A 25444-nucleotide genomic window follows, 5' to 3' on the forward strand; every position below is an offset into this window, starting at 1 on the left:
ATAATTGTTATAAAACTAAAACGCAACCCTAAATCACATATTTAAATGTTAAGCTGCTTTAAATAATTGGCTTACCAGTTTTAGTACTTTCTTTGGCAGCTTGTTGCAATTGTTCAAAGAATTCTTGATTCGTTTTTGTACGTTTTAATTTTCTTACAAATCTTTCTGTGAAATCAAGTGAATCTGTGAACATGTTACGTAGTTGCCAAAGTGACTCTAAATCTTTTGGCGGTATTAGTAATTCTTCTTTACGTGTAGAACTTCGACCAATATCAATAGCTGGAAAGACACGGCGTTCAGCCAGTTTGCGATCAAGGTGTAATTCCATGTTTCCTGTCCCTTTAAATTCTTCATATATCATGTCATCCATACGTGATCCTGTATCTACTAAAGCAGTAGCTAATATCGTCATACTTCCACCAGCTTCAATATTTCTCGCAGCACCAAAGAATGCCTTAGGTTTGTGTAATGAAGCTGGATCTAAACCACCTGAAAGTGTGCGTCCGCTTGGCGGGATAACCAAGTTATATGCACGTGCAAGTCTTGTAATAGAATCCATAAGAATAATGACATCTTTACCTATTTCTACTAAACGCTTGGCACGTTCTAATAGTAATTCTGCTACTTTGACATGGTGCTGTGGTGGTTCATCAAATGTTGAATGAACGACTTCTGCTGATTCTACAGAACGCTCAATATCAGTTACTTCTTCTGGTCTTTCACCCACAAGTAGCACAAATAATTCTGCATCAGGTTTATTGCTTGCGATGGCATTTGCAATTTCTTTCAATAATGACGTTTTCCCAGCTTTTGGTGGGGCAACAATCAAACCACGTTGTCCTAAACCAATTGGCGTAATTAAATCCATAATACGTGTAGAATAATTTTCTTTTGTTGTTTCTAGCTTGATGCGCTCTTCTGGATATAATGGTGTTAATGCTTGGAAATGTGGTCTTTTCTTAACTTCTTCTGCATTCTCATCATTAACAAAATCTACTTGTAGCAAACCATAATACTTTTCATTATCCTTTGGTTTCCTTACTTTACCAGTTACTTTGTCGCCTCTTTTAATTTCAAAACGACGTATTTGGCTAGCAGAGATATAAATATCTTTTTCACCTTTTGAATAATTGACAGTCCTTAAGAAGCCATAACCATCTTGTTGGATATCATCTAAGATACCTTCCATATAATAGTTGCCATCTTTTTCCATCTGGGCTTCCATAATTGCAAGAACTAACTCTTTTTTATTTAATTTACTATAGTTTGTTAATTTCAGTGATTTTGCTTTTTGAGTGAGATCTTTAGTAGTGTAATTTTTATATAACTCGTGGAACGATTCGTACTGAGGTGATGTTCGTACTTTATCAGGCATTATCTTGCACCCATTTCATAAAAAAGTTTTAAATAACATAGAGGGCTACGCTATTTACCTTTATAACTATAGCAAATATTTTATTTAATTACAAAATGTATTTCAATTTTTGAAATTTATTAATACTGCTTTAAAGCTAATTAGTTAATAAAACAGTATGTTAAATTGTAATGCTTTAATTTATAATTCAAAATTTCTAAAAATAATTAGAGCTAAGCATAGGTATCTCTGGTTCAATCATTAACATCAATTGTCATTGAGAAATATAAAAACTGACCTTTGCATATCGTAATAGACTTATATCAGGAATTGGAGATTGTCGTTTCGTTAAGTAATTTAAGTTAAACATTCATTTTTGGCGATTTTATAATGTCCTTACACCGAAGAAATGGTGGTTATGAGAGGCTACAGGCTCAAATCATATCCTCACGCATGCATGTTAAAAATCGGAAGCTTAAAAAATGACTAATCCATAAGCATACGGATTAGTCATTTTTAAGCTTGAGATTATTTGTCACAGTATATTTTTATTACAACTTATAATTTTATTTTGTATTAAATTACGCGTTAAAATATCCTGCAATAGATTTAACTTCTAAGAATTCTTCTATGCCATAATCTCCCCATTCGCGTCCTAAACCTGATTGTTTATAGCCACCGAATGGTAAGTCTGGTTTTCGTCCAGCTTCATTTATTTCAACTGTTCCAGCCTCAATTGAACGCGCAACTTTATGCAGTTTTTCTTTGTCTTGTCCATATACATAACCAGCTAAGCCATATTTCGTATCATTTGCAATTTCAATTGCTTCGTCTAAATCGTTGTAAGTGATCACAGACATAACAGGACCGAAAATTTCTTCTTGTGCAATTGTCATATCATTTTCAACATTATTAAAAATAGTTGGTCTTGCAAAATAGCCTTTTTCCAAGTTTTCAGGTTTTCCAGGACCACCGTATAATAATTCGGCACCTTCTTCTACACCTTTATCAATATATGATTGAACTTGATCAAATTGTTTTTTACTAATAATTGGTCCTACTTGTGTACCTTCTTCACGAGGATCACCAACTTTAACTTGGCTAAATTTTTCTTTAACAGCTGTTAAGAATTCTTCTTTTATACTTGCTGGTACCAATGTTCTAGTCCCTGCAGTACAAACTTGTCCTGTATTATTGACGACTTTACCAGTTGCTGCACTTGCAGCACCATCAATATCAGCATCATCTAAAATAATATAAGGAGATTTACCTCCTAATTCTAATGATACTTTTTTGAAATCTTCAGCTGCTTTCTTCATAATGCTTGCGCCAGTTGGACCAGATCCAGTAAAGGACATCATTCTTACTTTTGGATGTTCACTTAGTGGATTTCCAACGCCTTGGCCATCACCATTCACTAAGTTAAATACACCTTTAGGTACGCCAACTTTATCAAATATTTCTGCTAAAATGATAGCTGCAAATGGTGTTTCTTCTGATGGTTTTAATACAACTGGGCTTCCTGCCGCAAAAGCTGCTGCTAATTTTAATGAAGTTTGGTTAGTTGGGAAATTCCATGGTGTAATTAATCCAGCAACACCAATTGCTTCCTTAACAACTAAATCGTCGCCACGTCTTTCTTCAAATTCAAAATTATCTAATGCATCTCGTGCAGCTTCAAAATGATTTAACCCCATTTGATAATGGACATTTTCAGATACTTTTAAAGGAGCTCCTAATTCGTCAGTTATTGCGTCAACAATATCATCTTTTCTATTTTTATATTCTTGAACAATTTTATCTAACAGTTCTTTTCTTTCTGCTACAGAACTTTGTCTAAATTCTAAATATACTTTATCTGCTGCTTCTACCGCTTTATTAACATCCTCTTTATTGCCTTTAGCAATTGTGCCTGCCACTTCTTCAGTTGCTGGGTTGATTACATCAAGTGTTTCTCCACTTGCACTTTCTACCCATTCTCCGTCGATATATTGTTTAGTGAAATTTCTCATCAATTATTCACTCCTTAATTTGTGTTCATGCTTTTATTCTAACCTAGATTTTTAATTTTAAAACATATCTGCTCATTCCAAATCATTGCAAACGTTGTTATTACAGGGTTTTACGCCTGAAATTTATGCATAGTTATAATAGCATTATTTTGTTATATATCAATTAGAAATAACATTTATATCCTTAAAATTTTGCTTTTTTTAGAATATTTAAACATACCATGACATGTCAATCGGCACATCCACTCTTAATCAACAAAATTATTTTAACACTACTAAAGGTTAGATGATTCGACAATAAATAAAAAAGCTATAAAGAAATCTTTAATTAAAGATTTCTTTATAGCTAATCTTAGTATGTTAAAAACAGACTAGATATAACAATCATATTCAAATAAAATATTACATGAAAATGTCAAATTAAAAAGTTAAAATCATTCGCTTTCTAACTCGATATATTCTTGGGCCCATTTTTCCATAGGAACCAATGCCGATGCTAAGGCATCACCTTTATCTGTAAGTTGATATAAAATGTTCATAGGACTAGTAGAAATAATTTTTTTCTCTACAAGTCCCCATTCATTAAGGTCTGTGAGCTTTATGCTAAGTGCACGAGGCGTAATTGTTTTCAAATCACGTTTCATATCAGAAAAATGAGCAGATTTTTCCGTGCACCTAGACAAGTAATTAATGATAAGACCGTTCCAACTTCTACCTACTATTTTAAAGGTCTCTTCTAGATAAGGGCAAACCTCCATGGTCATCACCTCATATCAATTATATTTCCCCACTGCATAAATTATAATTTACTTTATACATTCAGTATAATTATTATACCACATGTTTTATATTTTTTCAGTCCAAATGTCTGCTCCAAGTGATTTTAGTGTTTTAACAATATTAGTATAACCACGATAAATATGTTTTACATTATAAATTGTAGTAACACCTTCAGCTAATAAGCCAGCTACAATTAGACAAGCACCTGCACGTAAATCACTCGCGTATACTTCTGCGCCTGTTAATTTAGATGGTTTGATTGTTGCAGTACCATTATCTGATGTAATATTAGCACCCATATTTTTAAGTTCTTCGACATGCTTGAATCGAGCTGGATAGATTGTTTCAGTCACAAAAGAAACTCCATCAGCCATAAATAATAATGGCGTAATAGGTTGTTGTAAATCTGTAGCAAAACCTGGGTATACTAATGTTTTAATATCTACACTAGAATATGGTGTACTTCTCTTAATTGTTACACTATCATCACCAACATTTATGTTTACACCAAGTTCTTTCAACTTAACAGTTAATGGCTCAACATGGGTAGGGATAATATTATTAATCACAATATCTTCACCACAAGCTGCGGCAATACACATATAAGTTCCTGCTTCAATTCTATCTGGTATCACTTGATGATGTGATCCATGTAAATGCTCAACACCTTTTATTTTGATTGTACTTGTACCAGCACCTTTAATATTAGCGCCTAAACTTGTTAAGAAGTTAGCTACATCAACCACTTCTGGTTCTTTCGCTGCGTTTTCAATTACAGTTTGTCCTTCAGCTCGTACTGCTGCCAACATAATATTAATCGTTGCACCTACACTAACGATATCTAAAAATATATTAGCACCTATTAAACGATCAGCTTCAATTTTCATAGATGTTTCACTGGATTCATCAACATGCGCTCCTAATGCTTTAAAACCCTTGATGTGTTGATCAATCGGTCGTGGACCTAATGGACAACCGCCAGGCAACCCAATTACACATTTTTTAAATCTACCTAACATTGCCCCCATCATATAATATGAAGCACGTAGTGATTCTACTTTATTATTAGGTAATGGAGCATTTTCAATTTCATTTGGATCAACTTCAAGTGTCGTGCCGTCTAGCTTTGCATCAATATTCAAATCACCTAATAAACTCACTAGCGTTTCAACATCTGAGATTTGTGGTAACCCTTCTATTGTAACTTTATCTTCCGCTAGAATTGTAGCTGGAATGATTGCTACAGCACTATTTTTTGCACCATGATTATTAACTTCACCTTTTAGTGTTTGACCGCCTCTAATTTTTATTACTTCTTGAGCCATTCGCTTGATCTCCTTTGCCTTTCAATCAGTATTTCAATTTAATTACATTATTTGCATTATAAAGTAAAAAAATGAAGTTTGCAAAACACACCAATGAAACAAAACTTTTTTAATTTTAAATTATGTATTGCTTCACTTTTATGTATACTATAATGATATTTTTATTCCCGATTTAATAGGGTTCAAATCTTATTTATCTTATTTCTGTTTAAAATTTATGTTGATATTTCAATTTGCTTAATTTTAACGCTCATAGATTATAACATAAAAAAATAAGACTGCGACATTAAAAATTGTCACAGCCTTACCGATTGAATCATCAAGATTACTTTAAAATATGCATCTTTCTATTATAGGCGGATTATTTAGCTCTATTTGATGTACCAAACTCTTTAATTTTACCCACTACTGTTGTTTTAATCGCTTCACGTGCTGGTCCTAAATACTTACGAGGATCATACATTTCTTTATCATTGTCTAAAGCTTCACGTACTGCTTTTGCAGAAGCAATTTGATTTTCTGTATTAACATTGATTTTTGCAGTGCCAAATGGAATCGCTTTTTGAATATCTTTAGTTGGGATACCAGTTCCACCATGTAATACTAATGGTAAGCCAGTTGAAGCACCAATTTCTTCCATTTCTTTAAATCCTAATTTTGGTTCACCTTTATACGGTCCGTGAACTGAACCTAACGCTGGCGCTAAAGTATCAATACCTGTTCTTTCAACAAGCTCTTGACATTCTTTAGGATCTGCATAAATAACACCTTCAGCAACAACATCGTCTTCTTGTCCACCTACTGTACCTAATTCAGCTTCTACCGATACACCATGTTCGTGAGCATATTCAACTACTTTTGATGTAATTGCTACGTTATCTTCAAATGACTCATGAGAAGCATCAATCATAACTGATGTAAATCCAGCATCGATAGCTTCTTTACATTTATCAAAACTTGAACCATGGTCTAAGTGAATTGCAACTGGAATCGAAATTTCTTTATCGTGCATTAATCCTTCTACCATTTTAACTACTGTATAGAATCCACCCATATAACGTGCTGCACCTTCAGAAACTCCTAAAATAACTGGAGCATTTTCTTCTTGTGAAGCTTCCAATATCGCTTGTGTAAATTCTAAGTTATTTAAGTTGTATTGGCCAACCGCATAACCATTTTCTTTTGCATCGATTAACATTTCTTTCATTGAAACTAAAGGCATGAAAGTTCCTCCTTAGTGCATTGAGCACATATTTTTACAATTTAATTATATCAAAATCCCAAACAATTTGCATTCTTCTATTCATTTGTAAGCGTTTTTAATTTATTTTTTTAATTTATTTCATTTAAATCAGTCTTTAGCATTCATATTTTTATATAAAATTGCAATATTTTCTATCATTATTTAAAATAAGTTGAGTGAATAGATCGGAGGTACATATATGTCTAAAATTTTAAACACACAATTAAATGGTGTTTTCAATCGAATTGAAGCACAAGATTTAGATATTCAAATGGCAGCTCAATGCTTAATTCAAGCAATAGGTGGAGAAGGTAATGTGTTTGTCAAAGGTTATGGGGACTTGAATTTTTTTGAAAATTATATTTTAAATAGTAATGAAAAGTTAGAATCTAGTGTTGCATTATCTTCACTTAATACATTCGAAGATATTGACACAACAGATAGAGTGTTTCTTTTTTCCCCTTACTATACTGAGAATGTTGAAAATGATGTTAAGTCATTAATTGCAAATGATGTAGATTTTGTCTTAATTTGTAATAAACCAAAAACAGGAAATTTTCCAGATCATTTATTTCATTTTGTTAATCTAAGTACACCAAGACCTATTGTGTATACCGAAGATTACGATAAAATTGTTATACCACATCCAATTGCATTCAACTACATTTATTATGATATATATACACAAATGGTTGAAATGGTTAGAGATTTAAATCTTTAACATCTAAATCACTATTATTCTTCATATCTCATCTAATTTAATAAACAAACTAACTTTAAAAAGGCTGAAACGAATGTCATCGTTTCAGCCTTTTTAATCAATATTTACTTTGTTTGTTGATGATTCAATGATGCTTCTACAAATGCTTTGAATATAGGTTGTGGTCGATTAGGTCTAGATAAGAATTCTGGATGAAATTGACATGCAACGAAGAAATCATTTTCAGGAATTTCTACCATTTCAATCAATCTACCGTCTGGACTAGTTCCAGAGAAAATCATACCTTTTTCTTCTAGTTGATCTCTATATTCATTATTGAACTCATAACGATGACGATGTCTTTCTTCTATATCTACTGCGTCATAGATTTTATGCGCTAAAGTTCCTTCTTTAATATGACATGGGTATAGCCCTAATCTTAACGTACCACCTAAATCTTCAATGTCTTTCTGTTCGGGCAATAGGTCAATGATCGGATGTGGCGTTGAGGGATCTAATTCTGCAGAATGTGCATTTTCTAAGCCAAGTACATTTCTTGCAAACTCTACTGTAGCAAGTTGCATTCCTAAGCAGATACCGAAGTATGGTACATTATTCTCTCTCGCGTATTTGATAGCGGATATTTTTCCTTCACTTGCTCTGAATCCAAATCCACCAGGAACTAAAATGCCATCAACATCATTCAGTATATCATGTACATTTTCATCAGTTACCTCACTAGAATCTATCCACTTAACTTCAATATCCTTTTTAAATGGATAACCTGCATGTTTTAACGATTCAACTACTGATAAATAAGCATCTTGAAGACTTACATATTTACCAACTAAGCCGATAGTTATTTTGCCATCTAAACTGTTTACTGTATCTAGTAAATACTGCCATTCGTCTAACTGAGTTTCATACTTAGCGTTAAGTTCTAAGCGTTGAATTACAATATCATCCATGTCCTGCTTACTTAATTGTAATGGAATTTCATAAAGTGAATCTGCATCGCGACATTCAATGACACTTTCTTTGTTAATATCACAGAATAAAGCAATTTTATCTTTTAAATCTTGTGTTAATTCATATTCTGTACGTACTACGATTAAGTCTGGTTGAATACCCAACCCACGAAGTTCTTTAACACTATGTTGTGTGGGCTTGGTTTTCATTTCACCGGCAGCTTTTATAAATGGTAAAAGTGTACAATGTACGTACATGACATTTTCACGACCCAAGTCACTACGAATTTGTCTAATCGCTTCTATAAATGGTAATGATTCAATATCTCCAGTAGTACCGCCAATTTCAGTAATAACTACATCAGCATTCGTACTTTCTCCTGCTAAAAGTAAACGCTCTTTAATTTCATTTGTAATATGAGGAATTACTTGAACTGTACCACCAAGATAATCCCCACGGCGTTCTTTTTTCAAAACATGTGAATAAACTTTACCAGCAGTAACATTTGAATACTTATTTAAATTAATGTCAATAAATCTTTCATAATGTCCTAAGTCTAAATCTGTTTCCGCACCATCATCAGTAACAAATACTTCACCGTGTTGGTATGGACTCATTGTACCTGGGTCAACATTTAAATAGGGATCAAATTTTTGTATTGTAACTTTTAATCCTCTATCTTTTAATAAACGTCCTAAAGATGCTGCTGTGATACCTTTACCTAGTGAAGATACAACTCCACCAGTTACAAAAATAAATTTTGTCATTTTCTGCCTCCTATTATTAAAACAGTCATTCCCACAATACCAACAAAAATTTATGGCATGTTTCATTAATCATTGAAATAGTTATAATTTATGTAAACGTCTAAGCGTTATAATTTTTAAATGTCATTATATTCACTAAAAATAACGTCATAAATTAAAATTTTATAAAATTTGTATAGTCATTTAAATAAAAAAATCGCTCCCTCTCACAGCATTTGCAAGGGGGAGCGTATAACATTTATACACGTCGTCCTAATTAAAGGAGCCCGAATAAAATTTTATCATTTTCGCAGAAAAAGTCAAATGAATATTGATAGATTATTGATTAATTTTCTTCGTCTTCTTCCTCTTCATCATATTCATCTTCGTCTTCTTCTAAATCTTCATCTTCGTCATCGTCTTCATCAATAACGATTTCATTTTCAGGAATCTCTTCGTCAACTTCTTCTTCATCAGGTTCTTCGATTGTCTCTTGGTCATCAGTGACTGCTGGGATGTCATCATCGTCGTCTGCCTCATCTTCACCAAGTAATTTTAATGTTTTATCTTCTTCATCGTCATCGTCTAAAATGTCGAATTTTTGGATAGTTGGTGCTATTTTTTCTTCAATATCGGCAACTGAATACCAATCACGTAAGCCCCATATGTTTTCTCCAACATTTAGGAAACGACCATCTGTGTTTAAGTCTGTATAGAATTGAACAATTCTATTTTCAATTTCGTGGTCTTCGTAATGACCTAAAGCTTTAAATTCGTCAATAATATCATATAAGTTCATTGTATCGCCTTTTTCAAGTAATAATGTGTAGGCCATATCAATAAATGATTTCTCGTCAACCATTTCTTTAGTGTAATCTTGAATTCTCATTATTTATTCTTCCTTTCAGAGGCATTTATGCATTTATCCAAATCAGTACTATTCATCTTAAGTAATAATAACAAAAGTAAATTATAAATGACAATCCCTGATTTCGCAAACACTATTAATAATTAATATATTTTTCAAAAACAGAAAAATCTTCTGCCTTTTCAATTTCAACAAAATTACTGTTTATACATAGTGGTTTTAATTCATTATTTTCCCCATAAAGTGTAATCGTTATTAGTTTTATACCTTCAAAATGTTTTCGAATATATGTAGGTAATTGTCTCAATGCACTTTCCGCTATACCGTTATGTCTCTCTGCTTTATCAACTTCAATTGAATTAATATTCATACGCTGTTCATGTTGCTCAATTGCTATAAAACCTACCTTATTATCGTCTTTCATCATATCAATAATATGCACATCATAAGGTGATGTATCTCCATTTGCTGTTAGCTTTAAAGAAGATACATGTTTAGAATCTAAATCTAAATAATATAGACGTTCTTTGCCAATCGGGCCTTCTTCTTTTGTGGCAGCATGCATAAAACCTGCACGTTCATATACATTCCATGCACCTTTATTTTCCGCATCTACAACTAAGTATAAATGATTAAAATTTGGAAATAACTTTTGAACATATTGTGGCAAATACATCATCATTTTTGTACCATACCCAAACCCTTGAAAATCTTCGTTTACAGATAAAGAACGAACATATATAACTTGTTTAGGCGTATCGTAGCCTTCATGTTGATAATATTGATGTAAGACAAAAAAACCTACTACTTCTCCTTCATCATTCAAAGCAATATTAGCTACTCGGTCGTTATCCTTCAACGCATCACTAAGCACATCTTTTGGCAATGAAGAATATATCTGTTGGCGCTCACTTAATTTAAAATGACAAACAGCTGATTTATATTTTTCTTCAAAAACTTGTATTGTAATATTTTCAAACGTTTCTTTAATAAACATATTATATCCCCTATTGTGTTTAACTTTTATTAGTTATTAATACCACTTTTACACTAGTATAATCGAAAGTTGAACATTTTGTCTTATTAGTCTAAGAAACAATTCATGAGCCAGTTGACTTCAAATTGGTCTTTCACTTGTCCATGCATCGCATTAAAAAATGTTTTAGACAGAGGCATATGTGCGTCTCCCGCTTCGCTTAATTTATCATATACTTGTTTTTGAGTTTCCAAATCGTCGAAAGTTAAAATTATATTTGTGTTGTCATTGCTCCATTCCCGTCCATATGTGCTGGAAATATGTAATACAACTGTTTCATTAATATGGAGCTCCGCGTGTAAAGTTTTACCGTTTGTTTCGTTTAATATTTTTTCGCTACCACCAAACGCATTTTTATAAAATGTTAATGCTTGTTCTACATCATCTACTTTAATAAAAGGGCTTAATTTCATTAAAACCATTCCTTTCTAATTTTCTATATTTGATTTTACCTCATTTTATTATAATATAAGTTATAATGTAAATTTTTTAGGAGGTACACAGATGAAAATAGGCATTGATGCCGGCGGAACACTTATAAAAATTGTTCAAGATGATAATGGTAAACGACAATATACTACAAAATTAACTACTGAAATAAATGACGTCATTGAATGGTTGGAACAACAATCTTGTGAAAGTATTAGTTTAACAGGGGGGCAAGCTGGGACAATTCAAAATAGTTTAAATTGTGAATCTCGTATTTTTGTAGAGTTTGATGCTGCTGCAAAAGGTTTAGAACTCTTGTTAGAAGAACAAGGTCATCATTTAGATAATTATATTTTTACTAATGTTGGTACTGGAACATCATTGCATTATTCAAATGGCAAAGAACAACAACGTGTTGGTGGTGTCGGTACAGGCGGTGGTATGATACAAGGCTTGGGTTATTTATTAACTGGATTAAAAGATTACAAACAATTGACAGATACTGCCCAAAAAGGAGATCGCGAATTTATTGATTTAAAAGTAAAACATATCTATAAAGATAGTGAACCTCCTATTTCAGGAGATTTAACTGCTGCTAATTTCGGTCATGTGTTGCATAATTTAGACAAGGATTTTTCAGATTCTGACAAATTAGCTTCATTGATTGGTGTAGTGGGAGAAGTCATTACTACGATGTCTATTACAGTAGCGAGAGAATATGGTACAGAAAACGTAGCTTATATCGGTTCTTCGTTCCACAATAATCATTTACTTAAAGAAGTTGTTAAAGATTATACGGTATTACGTGGTTTTAAACCATTTTATATTGAACACGGTGCCTTTTCCGGTGCACTAGGCGCAATTCATTTAAGTTAAAAAAATACCATGACATAAATGTAAAGAATTGTTTTTTCTTTACTTATGTCACGGTAAAAAATGAACGTAATTATTCCGTTTGAATATCACTATTCATTCAAACGGAATAATTACTTCCAACAGTGCTTGTATTCAATGATATTAAAACGGTAATTGATCTAATACTTTCTGAGCTGAGACTACGGTACCTACAACGCCTGATTTCAAATCAATCGCTACTGCTTTGTCATCATCTCTTAAAGTATCTAACCATTCTGCGAAGACTTCACCCTCTATTTCAATAATATCGCATTCTTCAAAATCTTCATTTCTTACTTTTTCTACCCTATTTCTAATACTCCACACCGGCATAATATGTGGTTTTTGATGCTCATCATCACTAATCATAATGAATTGTTTGGCATCTTTATTAGTTAAACCAAATACAGCATCTTCTTCTGCTACATCAATAACAAATTCTTTGAGACGAATTTCATCTAAATCTGACATCAATTCATTTGTAAAATCAATAATATTTACTAAATCACCATCTGTCTGAGATGAAGCATTCATCAACACTTCTTCACCTTCTGCAAACACATCATCCATTTCATATGTTACGAAACGATCAATATCAATTTTTTTAATCTTATCATAATCGGTGTCATGTTTATTTAAGAATGTTTCAGCTGTTTCTTTTTGAGTCCAAACACAAATGACATCTTTCCCTAAAATTTCATGTCTAATTAGTTGTTTTGACTTTGTTGCTATATAAAAATATTCATTTACCAGAATATCTTGAAAAAATGAACTTGCTTTATAAGACATAATCACACCTTCAATTCATTAAAATATTTAACTATATTTAAAATATAAATGAGTATAATACTATAGTCAATTAACGTCATACAATAAATATTAAAATTTTAATATATCTAAACAATAAACTAAGTTAACAAATCCTATTAACTGAATTTTTCCTATATTACTGATTATATTTTTAATTCTTTTAAAAATTGTTGTTCTAGTTTATCAACTTGTTCTTGAGACTGTCCATGCCAAATACATGCAAATCTTGAAGGAACGTTTTCATTATTATACCAATCACCATCATAATATGATAGCGGAAACAAGCAACCCTTACGAACATATTTTATAATTGTTTGGAAGAAATGTTCATTATCATGAGGTGCGATATAACTATAAAACTTTTGATATCCAGACTGAATTAATGGATCTAATAAAAGCATGCTTGTTGAGCCATTTTGTCTAAAATTTAAATCAATCGCAAATATATCACCGTGCTCATCTATAAGTAAATCAAAACCCGCAATGCCAAAATAACCTTTCGACACACCTATTTCCATGATTTCTTTGCCTGCTTGAATGACTGATTCAGGCACATCATGTACATTTTGATTACCACTATAATGTCCATATTTGTCTGTAATTTGCTCTGATGTACCTATATAGTGAATATCCCCTTCTTTTTCACATGCAAATTGCACGCAATAATTAGCTATTTCCTGAATTTTTTGTTCGATAATAATTGTGTCAGTCTCATCTTTTGCTTGTTCAATACGTGATTTTGCTTTAATCAAGTCCTCATCGTCATAACATATCATCACGCCATAACCGCCTGCAGTTGGTAAGTCATCACCAGGCTTCAAGACAAAAGGAAACGTCCAGTTTGTAATCGCATCTTCAAACGCTTCTACTTTTACCACTTCACGTGCAGGTAAATATTTTTGATTCGTCCATTCTGGAATGCGTGCTTTATTATTTAATGCAACAAAAATATCTTTATCCATTGCGTAATATTCTTTTTCTAAAATAGATTCACTATGAATATATTGAAAATAAATGCGTTTATTGTCTTGTTTGGCAAGTTTTTTTATTGTTTTTTCGTACGAAGTTTGATCATAAAAAGTATAGATATTGGTCGGCATTGGTTTGCCAATCAATTCCAATAACATTTCCAATTTCTTTGTGACACTTGCTTGATGCACAATAACAGGCATTTGATCAGCTATAATCAATTCCCTACCAGTCAAAAAATTAGATTGATGTTCCTCTGGTTCTAACCATGGATTGGAAATATAAGATGGTCTAGAAGTATATACGACATCATCATTGTATAAATCACTAAGTGTTAATTTAGGGTGTTGAGTACTTAGTTTTTTCATTTTTTGTTCCCCTTTATATAGTGGTGCTGTTCAACTATTTCATTAAGTTCTGCTTGATTTTCTATTAATTCTAATCCCATTAATGCAAGGATTTTAGCACCTCTTATTAAAGCTTGATCTCCATGGGCACTTCCTGCCGCCTCTCGAAAACGATGTGTATGTCCCACTAAATTTCTAGAACCTATTTTAATATGAGGATGAATCGTTGGTACAACGTGACTTACATTACCCGTATCTGTCGAGCCAAAACCAAAATCATCATCTATCACTGCCTCTCCCATTTTCGTAGCATATTTTGCAAATAAATCATCTAATTTGGGTGTTTTAATAAATTCATTAACACCATTTTGTATGGGACCAAATTCATAGTCACATCCCGTTTGAATCGCGGCTCCTTTTGCAATTTGCCCTACTCTATCAGTTAAAATATCCAATTCTTTACGAGATGTTGCACGTGTATAAAAGCGCGCATGTGTGTAGTCTGGGATAATATTAGCAGCTTTTCCACCATCTAATATAACACCATGAACTTTTTGACTTTTTTTGATATGCTGTCTTAGCTGAGCCACGCCATTAAAATATGTAATCATTGCATCTAAAGCATTTCTTGCTTCTTCAGCATTCTCAGACGCATGTGTACTTTTACCATAAAATTTAATGTCTAAAACATCTACCGCTAATGTGTTAATTGTTTTGTAAGTTTCATTTCCGGGATGTACCATTAAAGCAACATCCATTTCATCTACAATACCTTCTTTAACGTAAGCAGCTTTTGCGCTACCATTGACACCACCCTCTTCGGCTGGACAACCAAGTATTACTACTTTTCCACCTGTTTGTTCAATCACTTGCTTCAAAGCTATACCAGCAAATGTACTTGCCGTACCTATAATATTGTGTCCACAAGCATGTCCTAAGCCTGGTAAAGCATCATATTCTGCTAAAAAACCAATAGTTGGTCCATCGATGTCTGAATCATAACGCGCAATAAAGCCTGTAGCATAACCTGCAATATTTGTTTCAACTTCAAACCCATGCTTCTCTAAATCTTCAATTAACGTTCTAGAAGCAAATATTTCTTCATTACCTAATTCAGGTCTTTGATGAATAAGGTGACTCAATTCTATGTATGTTAATTTTTCATTTTCTATATAATCTAATATGATTTGTTCATGTGTCATTTTCAATACAACTCCCTTGTACTACAACATTTCACACGTATTATAAAACTTATAAATAAAGCATATTTAATACTAAATGTGCAAAATACATTTTTATTATTACTTATTCTATCCGTTTTGATTAATTCTGTCATTATTTTTCTGAAATTTTAAAAAATGATATTTAGTTGTGTTTTCTAAAATTTATAGAAATTGTAAATAGCGTTACGTCTTGTTACAATTATGATAATTATTATTTTAGGAGGACATCACATGCCAAAAATGAACGTTGAAAGTTTTAATTTAGATCATACCAAAGTAGTAGCACCATTTGTTCGACTTGCAGGTAAAATGGAAGGTGCTAATGGAGATGTTATCCATAAATATGACATTCGTTTTAAACAACCAAACAAAGAACATATGGAAATGCCTGGTTTGCACTCACTTGAACATTTAATGGCTGAAAATATTAGAAATCATTCAGATAAAGTTGTTGATATAAGTCCAATGGGTTGTCAAACTGGTTTTTACGTATCTTTTATCAATCATAGTGATTATGATGATGTGTTAAGTATAATTGAACAAACACTTCAAGATGTATTATCTGCTACAGAAGTTCCAGCATGTAATGAAGTACAATGTGGTTGGGCTGCTAGCCATTCATTAGAAGGTGCCAAAGAAATTGCACAAGCATTTTTAGATAAAAAGAATCAATGGCATGATATTTATGGCGAAGGCAAATAATATCTTATTACCGTTGTAAAATAAGATACAAAAATCAAATTCAAAATATAAGTAACTATTTTTGAATAAGCACTGACAATATTCTAATTTATTTAAAAAGATTGCTTGATTTGAATCGTTATCATCTAATGTCAAAATACACAAGAATCTGAGACATAAAACCTAGAAAAATAGCACGCAGATGATTTAATTAATACATCTGCGTGCTTCTTTATTATTCAATATTGCGGCGTATTATTGTTGGCTCGCTTGCTTAAGAGGACGACTTCAGCCTGTAGTTTTCAGATTGTTCCGTTCCCTCAAGCGTCTCGCCAAAATACAACGTATTTATATGTAATTTCACATTAAAACACTTTAAAAACAAGTCCATATTTGAATCTTTATTTCTTTGTTTTAATGGCATTTAATATAAAAAAGTAGTAACTCAATGCGCTAATGATAATTAAAACAAAATTGAAAAATGGTATTTTTTATATTTTTTCCATTTTTAAACGTTTATGTTTATCAGAAATATATTTTTGTAAAGTTTGAACATGCAACCGCTCAAATTATAAGGTTACCTTGGCTGTCCGCATGTTTCGACTCAGCTATAAAACTTTATTTTTAAAAGAAATGATGTTATCGTTTAAGTTTTGTTTTTTCAAGTTTACACCTTAACTATGATATATAAAACATAGAAAACGCCAATTTCTATATTAATTTAATAGAAATTGGCGTTTAGTCTATAATCAGAGCATTCTAACCATGGCGCTTTATAATGTATATCCAGTCACGCAACTATTGATTGTTCACTCTATAGTTTGTTCACGATTTTTATTAAGACAAATTGTAGTGGGATTCGACTGTATAACAAACTATTCGGCAGTTGTTTATCGCCTAGTGGCAATTTTTTTCTTGCCATATAAATATTTGCAGGCAATACTGCTAATAAAAACATATTAATCATTTTCTTGAGACATTGGCCAGGTCTATTAACTATTAAAAGCAAGCCAAAAATTATTTCGACTACACCCGAAATAATAACCGCAGATTTTCTAAGTGGTAAATATTCAGGTACAATTTTTCTAAAACGTGACTCATGTTTAAAATGTAAGACACCAATAATCATGAAGCCACAGCCTAAAATCAAGCTTAATAACCGCTTCATTTATCGACACCCATTTCTTTTAAATAGCTTCGACCAAATTCTGGTAATGTAACGTCAAAATTATCCGCAATTGTAGCACCTATAGAACTAAACGTATCGTCCGTAGATAGTTCATGGTAATCTTTTATTTTAGGACTAAACATTAAGACTGGGATGTATTCTCTTGTATGATCTGTCCCCGGTGCCGTAGGATCATTGCCGTGGTCTGCAGTAATGATTACTAAGTCGTCATCTTTAAGATGTTTGATAAGTTCTGGTAAACGCTCATCAAAATCTTTCAATGCCTCAGCATATCCATTTTTATCACGTCGATGTCCATACAGAGCGTCAAAATCCACTAAATTCAAGAAACTTAACCCCTTAAATTCACGTTGTACAGTTTCTATGAGCTTATCCATGCCATCCATATTGCTTTTTGTTCGAATTGCTTCAGTAACACCTTCACCATCATAAATGTCATTGATTTTTCCTAATGCAATCACATCAAATTGATTCTCTTTCAACTCATTCATCACTGTTCGTCCAAATGGTTTTAACGCATAATCATGTCGATTAGAAGTTCTTGTAAAAGCACCTGGTTCACCTACATATGGTCGTGCAATGATTCGACCAATTAAATATTTTGGATCTTTAGTTAGTTCTCTTACTTTTTCACAAATATCATACAATTCTTCGAGTGGAATAATATCTTCATGTGCCGCAATTTGAAGTACTGGATCTGCTGATGTATAGACAATCAGGTCTCCAGTTTTCATCTGATGCTCTCCCCACTCATCAATAATTTGTGTACCAGAAGCTGGTCTGTTTGCAACTACTTTTCGACCTGTCATCGTTTCAATTTCACTGATTAATTCTTGTGGAAATCCATCAGGATAAACTTTAAAAGGTTGCATAATATTTAAGCCCATAATTTCCCAATGGCCCGTCATCGTATCCTTACCTACAGAAGCTTCACTCATCTTAGTATAAAACGCTTCTGGTTTAGACACTTTTTCGACATTAGGTAATGCAGCGATATTACCTAGACCTAACCTTTGTAAATTAGGTAATGATTTATCAAAACCTTCAAGCGTATGCTTCAAAGTGTGACTACCTTCATCATTAAATGCTTTTGCATCAGGCCCTTCGCCTATACCCACTGAATCCATGACAATTAAATGTACCCTTTTAAATGGTATAGCCATCATTCCATCTCCTATTCAGTAATTATTTTATGAATCAACGTAGGAACTTCGCCGTGTGAACTTATCGTAATGCTTTGATTTAATTTTTCCTTAACATCATTAATTTGCTCACGGTTACTATGAATCGTTAATAAAGCTTCGCCTTCATCAACTGAATCTCCTACTTTTTTGTGAAGGACAATGCCAACACTTAAATCAATATCATCTTCTTTAGTTTGTCTACCTGCCCCTAACATCATAGATGCAACACCGATTTCATTGGCAATAATTTCGGTTACTGTACCAGATTTATGCGAAAGTAAATCAATTTGAAAACGCGCTTGTGGTAGTTTACTAACATCATCAACTACTGAGCCATCACCGTCTTGATTTTCTAAAAATGTACGGAAACTTTCCAATGCTGAACCATCTTCAATTGCTTTTTCTAATAATGCTTGGGCTTCCTCTAAATCTTTAGCTTTGCCGCCAACCACTACCATTTGCGAACCTAAAGTCATAACTAACTCAGTTAAATCTTTTGGACCTTGACCTTTCAGTGTTTCAATCGCCTCTTTAACTTCTAAGGCATTACCTATTGCATTACCTAATGGTTGACTCATGTCTGAAATAATCGCCATCGTGTTTCGGCCAACATTATTACCAATACTAACCATCGCATGTGCAAGTGCTTCAGCATCTTCGATTGTTTTCATAAAGGCACCATTGCCTGTTTTGACATCCAATACAATAGCATCAGCGCCAGCGGCAATTTTTTTACTCATAATAGAAGATGCAATCAGTGGTATTGAATTAACTGTTCCAGTCACATCACGTAAGCCATAAAGTTTTTTGTCTGCCGGTGTTAAATTCCCAGTTTGTCCTATTACAGCTACTTTTGCTTCATTTACAAGTTCAACAAATTTATCTTCACTAATTTCAACGTGAAACCCTTCAACTGATTCTAATTTATCAATTGTGCCGCCAGTATGACCTAATCCTCTACCACTCATCTTAGCCACAGGAACACCAACAGAAGCTACTAATGGAGCTAATACTAGTGTAGTTGTATCTCCAACACCACCTGTAGAATGTTTATCAACTTTTATCCCATTAATCGCTGATAAATCAATCACGTCACCAGAATTAACCATTGCCATTGTAAGTGCTGCTCTTTCTTGATCATTCATATCCTGGAAAAAAATTGCCATCGCTAAACTCGAAGCTTGATAATCTGGTATTTCACCACTGGTATAAGCATTAATAAAGAATTCTATTTCTTCATTTGTTAAAGCTTGACCATCACGTTTCTTTTCAATAATATCTACCATTCTCATTTGAGTTGGCCTCCCCTGTTAGACATTTATGTCTTTATATGTCTCATTTTAAACTTAAAGATAGTGATTAATAATCTGAATTACTTTCTAATCCTTGGATGATCTGTACACCTGCACTAGCGCCAATTCGAGTAGCACCAGCTTCTAGCATTTTATTGAAATCTTCTAAGTTTCTGACACCACCTGAAGCTTTAACTTCTAATGCATCTCCGACTGCATCTTTCATTAATTTAACATCCTCAGGTGTGGCACCACCACCAGCAAATCCAGTTGATGTTTTCACAAAGTCAGCACCTGCTGCTTTACTGAGTTCGCAAGCTTTTACTTTTTCATCATCAGTTAAAAGGCAAGTTTCAATAATTACTTTTACCGTTTTACCATTAGCTGCTGCTACTACGCCTTCAATATCTTTTTGGACTTCATCATAACGTCCGTCTTTTAAGGCACCAATATTGATAACCATATCTACTTCTGATGCGCCATTTTTAATAGCATCTTCTACTTCAAACACTTTCACTTCAGTATTTGTAGCACCTAATGGAAAACCAATAACTGTACATACTAATACGTCAGTATCTTGTAATTTATCAGCTGCGTATTTAACATGTGTAGGGTTAATACACACTGACTTAAAATGGTATTCTGTTGCCTCATCAAGAATTTTATCTACTTGTGCTCTAGTAGACTCCGGTTTTAGTAAAGTGTGATCTATATATTTTGCATAATTCATTCTAATTCCTCCTAATATATTAACTGTATGAAATTATTCTAATTCTTGAAAGTCATTACTTTTCTAAAAAATTAATAACATCACAACAAGTGCTTTACCTCTATATTACAAAAATTCGCAAAAATAATAAACAAATGTTATCTTTATTTTGATAAAAGAATTTAAAGGAGAAGAAGTCTATGACAAAATCTACACCACATATTCAACCTAACGGAGTTAAAATTGCTAAAACTGTTTTAATGCCTGGGGATCCCTTGAGAGCTAAATATATCGCTGATAACTATTTAGAAGATGTAAAACAATTTAATGAAGTTAGAAACATGTTTGGTTATACAGGCACTTATAAAGGAAAAGAAGTTTCTGTTATGGGTTCTGGAATGGGTATTCCGAGTATTGGTATTTATTCATACGAACTATATAATTTTTTCAATGTCGACACAATTATTCGAATTGGATCATGTGGCGCTTTACAGGAAAACGTTAACCTATATGACATCATTATTGCTCAAGGTGCTTCTACGAATTCGAGTTATGTAGAGCAATATAATATTCCAGGTCACTATGCGCCTTTAGCTGATTTTGACTTAATGTTAAAAGCAAAACAAAAAGCGGATGAAATTGGTGCTACTACGCATGTTGGTAATATTCTTTCTTCAGACACATTTTATAATGCCGATCCAACATTTAACGAAAAATGGCAACGTATGGGCATCTTAGGCATTGAAATGGAATCTGCTGCATTATACTTAAATGCAACTTTTGCTAATAAAAAGGCTTTAGGCGTCTTCACTGTAAGTGACCATATTCTACGTGATGAAGCAACTACTGCAGAAGAACGTCAAAACTCATTTACTCAAATGATGGAAATTGCATTAGAAATTGCTGAATAAAATTTTATAGCGTTCATACATGAAGTAAGTTCTTATTTCTATCTCTATTACAAAAAAGACAGGAATCAAATGAAAAATTTGATTCCTGTCTTTTACTGTTTTAAATATAAATACTGTTTGTCTATCTATAAACTATTATTTTCCTAAATAAGATTTTAACATCCAATTATGTTTATCAATATTGGTTTGCATACCGATAAACATATCTTCAGTTACATCATCTTCGGCATTAGAAGCAACTTCAATTGCTTCTTCTAATTGTTTTGAAATATTTTCAAAATCTGTTGATAATGCTTCAACCATTTGTTCTGCTGTATAACCTTTACCTGCTTCATCTATAATTGATAACTCTAAACTTTCTTTTAATGTACCTACTGGATTACCGTCTACTGCTAAAATACGTTCTGCTAAATCATCTATATATTGACTTGCTTCATCATATAATTCTTCAAATTTTGTGTGTAGTGAGAAGAAATTTGGTCCTTTTACATACCAATGAAAATTGTGTAATTTGGTGAATGCAACTGTCCAGTTTGCTACTTGTTGGTTTAATACTTTTACAACTTCTTCATTATTTTTTGACATATCAAAAATCTCTCCTTTAAATTTTTGTCGTAACTAAGCGACAATCAATTTTCGATTACAATAATTATTATATTATAATAATTACAATCTGTAAAGTGTTTATCAGTATTAAATTATAATTATTATAATTTAGAATGCAGCTTAATCACTCACTTATATTATACCCTGAATTAAGTCATTTAATCTAGTTCTTTTCTGTATGGCATTGCACCTTGAGCACCTAATCCTGTAACTGAAAAACTAGCAGCTAAATTGGCAAAATTAACTGCTTCCTCTAATGACTTATTTTCAATTAGAGCAACTGCTAGCGCACCATTAAACGTATCTCCAGCCCCTGTAGTATCAACTACTTCTTTTTTATATCCCTTAACAAGTTGTTGAGAATCACTGTAAAACAATGCACCCGCAGCCCCTTTAGTTACGATTAATTTTTCAGGATACATCATAAGAGCTTTATCAACTTCATTTTCAAATAATAGTTCACTTTCTGATTCATTTGGCGTCAACCAATTAACTTTCTCAATTATTTCTTTATCTAATGGTCGAAATGGTGCAGGATTTAACATTACCCTCATTTCATGTTTTTGTGCATATTCCACTACTTTTTTAATAGTCTCTTCAGGTATTTCATGTTGCATTACAATAATATCGCCAGCAGCAAAAAATTCTAGTTTTGGAATTACTTTATCTGGCGTTACATAATTATTTGCTGCCGGCACTACAACAATTCGATTATCATCTTCAAACAACGTTATATGTGCAGTTCCTGACGCTTCATTTTCAATAATATCCATATACTTTGTATTTACATTGTTTTTTTTAAGATTTGAAAGTATTTGCTGTCCATTATCATCATCGCCTACAGCCCCGATCATATAAACATGGTCGCTTAAGTGTGCAGCCGCAACAGCTTGGTTAGCACCTTTACCTCCAGGATTTGTGAAAAATGATTCCCCCATTACTGTTTCACCTACATTAGGTAAAATATCTGTTTTTACCACTAAATCAATTGATGCGCTACCAATCACAACTATGTTTCCCATATTCTTTTCCTCCATCTATGCATTCAGTCAATAAAAAATGATTGCTCATAATCATTAGGTTTGTGCCAATGTGTTTCCCACATTCTGTTTCTATTATCTGCAAAAAGTTGATAACCAAAATCTCTTAACCATTTAGGGGTCATATATAATAATAAGCCAATCCATTTATAATTTGTTAGAGATGAAATCAATGATGCTATTGCATCTGATTTATACTTAAATTGGTCTCCTTCTTGCAAAATAACACTATCGTGTTGTTTTGTTTCTGGATAATTTTCAAACATATTTTGAGCTGTAGAACCTTGAAGTTTTGCAAATTGGTAACGTCTAGACAACCCATTTTGAATAAGCCAAATTGCGTAATTGTAACAGTATACGCAGTTACCATCGTAATAAATTATTGGCATGCCTTCATCTCCTTTTATGATTTGTAACCATAAAATATAAATTATTTATTCACAGTTCTATTATATCCTAAAATGATAAAAATAAATCATTATATGAAATATATTATTAGGTATCCTCAAGTATTTATTTTATATACAAAATTGGGCAGAAATCTCATTTTATTTAAAATATTTCGTCACCTCACCACAGTAATGATGACTAGAATAGAAAAAGTATTAAACTTTACCTGAATTGAGCTTTAGTCTTCTACAGATAATATAAAAACGCCCAGGACGAACCAATGATGTCCCAGACGCTTATTCACTATTTTTAAACTGTGATTTTAATCTTGATTTACCTTAACAATTCTTGCATATTTTAAAAACTGTTCAGTATATTTTTGTTTTATATCATTTATGCTATCATACGTAATGCCAACGATATGCCAATTGGGATTAAAATGATAAAATGAATCTTTTTTTCTGGACCATTTAACCATACTTCCATCTCTATTATATCTTGGTAATGTCATTTCATAGCCTTCTAAAACATTAATATAAGTTTGAAAAATGTCTGGATCTATACGATTAAAATTATCAATAACCAGATAACTTTTATCATTTCTTGGCATAAGATTAGTAATGAAACCCTCTCTATAATACAAAGCACCCGCCTCATTTGGTAAATATTTACCATATAACATATCCTCTGTAAAATCTGGATGCCCTGCCGTAATTACTGGATTAGCATTTGTCTTTTGTAGCAAGTTTTCTGCAGCTTTTAGACCTTCGCCTTTATCAACTACTAACAGAATAAATGGTTTTACATCCTCATCTGCTTTATCAATAACATCTTGACTTTTAACTGCTTCAAACTGAGATTTCATTCCATCGTTTTCACTCATTTCAAGTATTGCATCAAATTGTGTACGTGACATACTCGCAATCGCTTGTTTTGCATTTTCTTGTAAATAATATAAGTTTTTTAATTTTGGGTGTTTATTTAATGTACTTAATGTTACGGGCTCGATTTCTTTTTCAAAATAAACCTCTATCGCTGTACTATTTGTACGACCAGGGATTGGAGATTTTTCATGTAAATGTTGACTTACTTCACCAACACCAATCACTGATTGTTCTCTATGTTTATTATAAAAAACGAGTTGGTCTCCAATTTCAAGTTGTCTATAAAAATGGTATCCATTTCGTTTAATACCATTATATGTGTGTGTAAACAACGTATTATAAGAATTGGGTTCGAATTCTTGCTCCTCTGATATAAAGAAATATCTAGGTATTTTCGTTTCTCCTTTACCCAAACTCACGATTAAGTCAAATTCGTCTTTTGTAATTTGATTAAATAGTGTTTCTTTCATATTAGTAATACGAAATTCTAATTGTTCACTTCTTTTTAAGTAATCAGCAGTTAATGGTTTCAATTGTTCTAACAACTGAAAATGAACACGAATTTTATTCTGTGCGCCTGTTTGAACGCTAGTAATTTCACCAAATCCTAGTAAACCAGTATCCATCTGTACTTGATAAAATACAACTTTATCTCCTACTTTAGCTTGTTTAAAAGATCGGAAACCTTGTGACGGATTAAATTGAGCACCTGATTCAAATAATGTTGTTTGACCCACTAATGGTTCGTTATGATTCCAGCGATTATATCCGCAATTTAACCAAAAATAATTTGTTTCCTCTGCCATTTAGATACTCCTTAATATAAAAAATTCTATCTTCTCATTATATTTAA

Annotated in this window: 24 protein-coding genes; 4 read left to right on the forward strand and 20 right to left on the reverse strand. The window is 32.4% G+C overall.

All coding sequences use genetic code 11. The features are described from left to right. Positions 1-58 precede the first annotated feature (58 nt). From rho to fdaB, 5 genes are all read right to left on the reverse strand, one after another. Positions 59-1375, reverse strand: coding sequence for a transcription termination factor Rho (rho, locus tag KA883_RS10755; protein ID WP_046207750.1), 1317 nt, complete (start codon positions 1373-1375; stop codon positions 59-61). Between the two features lie 560 nt (positions 1376-1935). Continuing rightward, positions 1936-3366 carry an aldehyde dehydrogenase family protein gene (locus KA883_RS10760; RefSeq protein ID WP_046207749.1) on the reverse strand — a complete coding sequence of 477 codons (1431 nt, stop codon included), beginning with the start codon at positions 3364-3366 and terminating at the stop codon, positions 1936-1938. Between the two features lie 434 nt (positions 3367-3800). Then, positions 3801-4124 carry a winged helix-turn-helix transcriptional regulator gene (locus KA883_RS10765; RefSeq protein WP_046207748.1) on the reverse strand — a complete coding sequence of 108 codons (324 nt, stop codon included), beginning with the start codon at positions 4122-4124 and terminating at the stop codon, positions 3801-3803. Positions 4125-4211: 87 nt separating this feature from the next. Then, positions 4212-5471, reverse strand: a complete 1260-nt coding sequence (locus KA883_RS10770; RefSeq protein WP_046207747.1) for a UDP-N-acetylglucosamine 1-carboxyvinyltransferase — start codon at positions 5469-5471, stop codon at positions 4212-4214. Positions 5472-5832: 361 nt separating this feature from the next. Next, positions 5833-6693: a class IIb fructose-bisphosphate aldolase FdaB gene (fdaB, locus tag KA883_RS10775; protein ID WP_046207746.1), complete on the reverse strand. Its 861-nt coding sequence runs from the start codon at positions 6691-6693 to the stop codon at positions 5833-5835. Positions 6694-6913: 220 nt separating this feature from the next. Here fdaB and KA883_RS10780 point away from each other — a divergent pair, with 220 nt between their 5' ends. Continuing rightward, positions 6914-7435, forward strand: a complete 522-nt coding sequence (locus tag KA883_RS10780; protein WP_046207745.1) for a DUF2529 family protein — start codon at positions 6914-6916, stop codon at positions 7433-7435. A gap of 104 nt (positions 7436-7539) precedes the next feature. Here the strand turns inward: KA883_RS10780 and KA883_RS10785 are convergent, their stop codons facing one another. The 4 genes from KA883_RS10785 to KA883_RS10800 form a co-directional block, all read right to left on the reverse strand. Beyond that, complete coding sequence (locus KA883_RS10785; RefSeq protein WP_046207744.1) at positions 7540-9150, reverse strand: CTP synthase; 1611 nt, start codon at positions 9148-9150, stop codon at positions 7540-7542. Positions 9151-9475: 325 nt separating this feature from the next. Next, complete coding sequence (gene rpoE / locus KA883_RS10790) at positions 9476-10018, reverse strand: DNA-directed RNA polymerase subunit delta (RefSeq protein WP_019468279.1); 543 nt, start codon at positions 10016-10018, stop codon at positions 9476-9478. Between the two features lie 115 nt (positions 10019-10133). After that, positions 10134-10994 carry a GNAT family N-acetyltransferase gene (locus tag KA883_RS10795; RefSeq protein WP_046207743.1) on the reverse strand — a complete coding sequence of 287 codons (861 nt, stop codon included), beginning with the start codon at positions 10992-10994 and terminating at the stop codon, positions 10134-10136. Positions 10995-11080: 86 nt separating this feature from the next. Then, on the reverse strand, positions 11081-11446 hold the full coding sequence (locus tag KA883_RS10800; RefSeq protein ID WP_046207742.1) for a VOC family protein: 366 nt from the start codon (positions 11444-11446) through the stop codon (positions 11081-11083). 91 nt (positions 11447-11537) lie between these two features. Between KA883_RS10800 and coaW the strand changes: the two genes are divergently transcribed. Beyond that, on the forward strand, positions 11538-12338 hold the full coding sequence (gene coaW, locus KA883_RS10805) for a type II pantothenate kinase (RefSeq protein WP_046207741.1): 801 nt from the start codon (positions 11538-11540) through the stop codon (positions 12336-12338). 141 nt (positions 12339-12479) lie between these two features. On the opposite strand, the gene KA883_RS10810 is transcribed toward coaW, so the two are convergent. The 3 genes from KA883_RS10810 to KA883_RS10820 form a co-directional block, all read right to left on the reverse strand. Continuing rightward, the gene (locus KA883_RS10810; protein ID WP_046207740.1) at positions 12480-13145 is read right to left on the reverse strand and encodes a DUF2750 domain-containing protein; all 666 of its coding nucleotides are present in this window, start codon (positions 13143-13145) and stop codon (positions 12480-12482) included. A gap of 164 nt (positions 13146-13309) precedes the next feature. Then, complete coding sequence (gene ldmS, locus KA883_RS10815; protein ID WP_046207739.1) at positions 13310-14503, reverse strand: L-aspartate--L-methionine ligase LdmS; 1194 nt, start codon at positions 14501-14503, stop codon at positions 13310-13312. Continuing rightward, positions 14500-15684 (reverse strand): M20 family metallopeptidase, encoded by a 1185-nt coding sequence (locus KA883_RS10820; RefSeq protein ID WP_046207738.1) that lies wholly within the window; start codon positions 15682-15684, stop codon positions 14500-14502. The genes ldmS and KA883_RS10820 overlap by 4 nt, the downstream gene beginning before the upstream one ends. 252 nt (positions 15685-15936) lie before the next feature. Between KA883_RS10820 and KA883_RS10825 the strand changes: the two genes are divergently transcribed. Next, on the forward strand, positions 15937-16407 hold the full coding sequence (locus KA883_RS10825) for an S-ribosylhomocysteine lyase (protein ID WP_046207737.1): 471 nt from the start codon (positions 15937-15939) through the stop codon (positions 16405-16407). 793 nt (positions 16408-17200) lie between these two features. Here the strand turns inward: KA883_RS10825 and KA883_RS10830 are convergent. The 4 genes from KA883_RS10830 to deoC all read right to left on the reverse strand — a co-directional run bounded on the left by KA883_RS10830 (position 17201) and on the right by deoC (position 20781). Beyond that, positions 17201-17554 (reverse strand): DoxX family protein, encoded by a 354-nt coding sequence (locus KA883_RS10830; protein ID WP_046207736.1) that lies wholly within the window; start codon positions 17552-17554, stop codon positions 17201-17203. Further along, on the reverse strand, positions 17551-18738 hold the full coding sequence (gene deoB, locus KA883_RS10835) for a phosphopentomutase (protein WP_046207735.1): 1188 nt from the start codon (positions 18736-18738) through the stop codon (positions 17551-17553). Before deoB ends, KA883_RS10830 begins: the two co-directional genes overlap by 4 nt. Positions 18739-18749: 11 nt before the next feature. Beyond that, complete coding sequence (locus KA883_RS10840; protein ID WP_046207734.1) at positions 18750-20051, reverse strand: pyrimidine-nucleoside phosphorylase; 1302 nt, start codon at positions 20049-20051, stop codon at positions 18750-18752. A 67-nt stretch (positions 20052-20118) separates the two neighbouring features. Continuing rightward, positions 20119-20781, reverse strand: a complete 663-nt coding sequence (gene deoC, locus KA883_RS10845) for a deoxyribose-phosphate aldolase (protein WP_210139979.1) — start codon at positions 20779-20781, stop codon at positions 20119-20121. A gap of 179 nt (positions 20782-20960) precedes the next feature. Here deoC and deoD point away from each other — a divergent pair, with 179 nt between their 5' ends. After that, positions 20961-21671, forward strand: coding sequence for a purine-nucleoside phosphorylase (gene deoD, locus KA883_RS10850; protein ID WP_046207732.1), 711 nt, complete (start codon positions 20961-20963; stop codon positions 21669-21671). Positions 21672-21806: 135 nt separating this feature from the next. Here the strand turns inward: deoD and KA883_RS10855 are convergent, their stop codons facing one another. The 4 genes from KA883_RS10855 to KA883_RS10870 all read right to left on the reverse strand — a co-directional run bounded on the left by KA883_RS10855 (position 21807) and on the right by KA883_RS10870 (position 25397). Continuing rightward, positions 21807-22256 (reverse strand): Dps family protein, encoded by a 450-nt coding sequence (locus KA883_RS10855; protein WP_046207731.1) that lies wholly within the window; start codon positions 22254-22256, stop codon positions 21807-21809. A gap of 179 nt (positions 22257-22435) precedes the next feature. Next, a complete protein-coding gene (gene rbsK, locus KA883_RS10860) occupies positions 22436-23299 on the reverse strand; it encodes a ribokinase (protein WP_046207730.1) in 864 nt (287 codons plus the stop codon). A 23-nt stretch (positions 23300-23322) separates the two neighbouring features. Continuing rightward, positions 23323-23706 (reverse strand): thiol-disulfide oxidoreductase DCC family protein, encoded by a 384-nt coding sequence (locus KA883_RS10865; protein ID WP_046207729.1) that lies wholly within the window; start codon positions 23704-23706, stop codon positions 23323-23325. Positions 23707-24029: 323 nt separating this feature from the next. After that, complete coding sequence (locus KA883_RS10870) at positions 24030-25397, reverse strand: EVE domain-containing protein (protein ID WP_046207728.1); 1368 nt, start codon at positions 25395-25397, stop codon at positions 24030-24032. Between the last annotated feature and the right edge of the window lie 47 nt (positions 25398-25444).

The organism is Staphylococcus sp. GDY8P54P (assembly GCF_017892645.1).
In the GTDB taxonomy this organism is placed as follows: domain Bacteria; phylum Bacillota; class Bacilli; order Staphylococcales; family Staphylococcaceae; genus Staphylococcus; species Staphylococcus ureilyticus.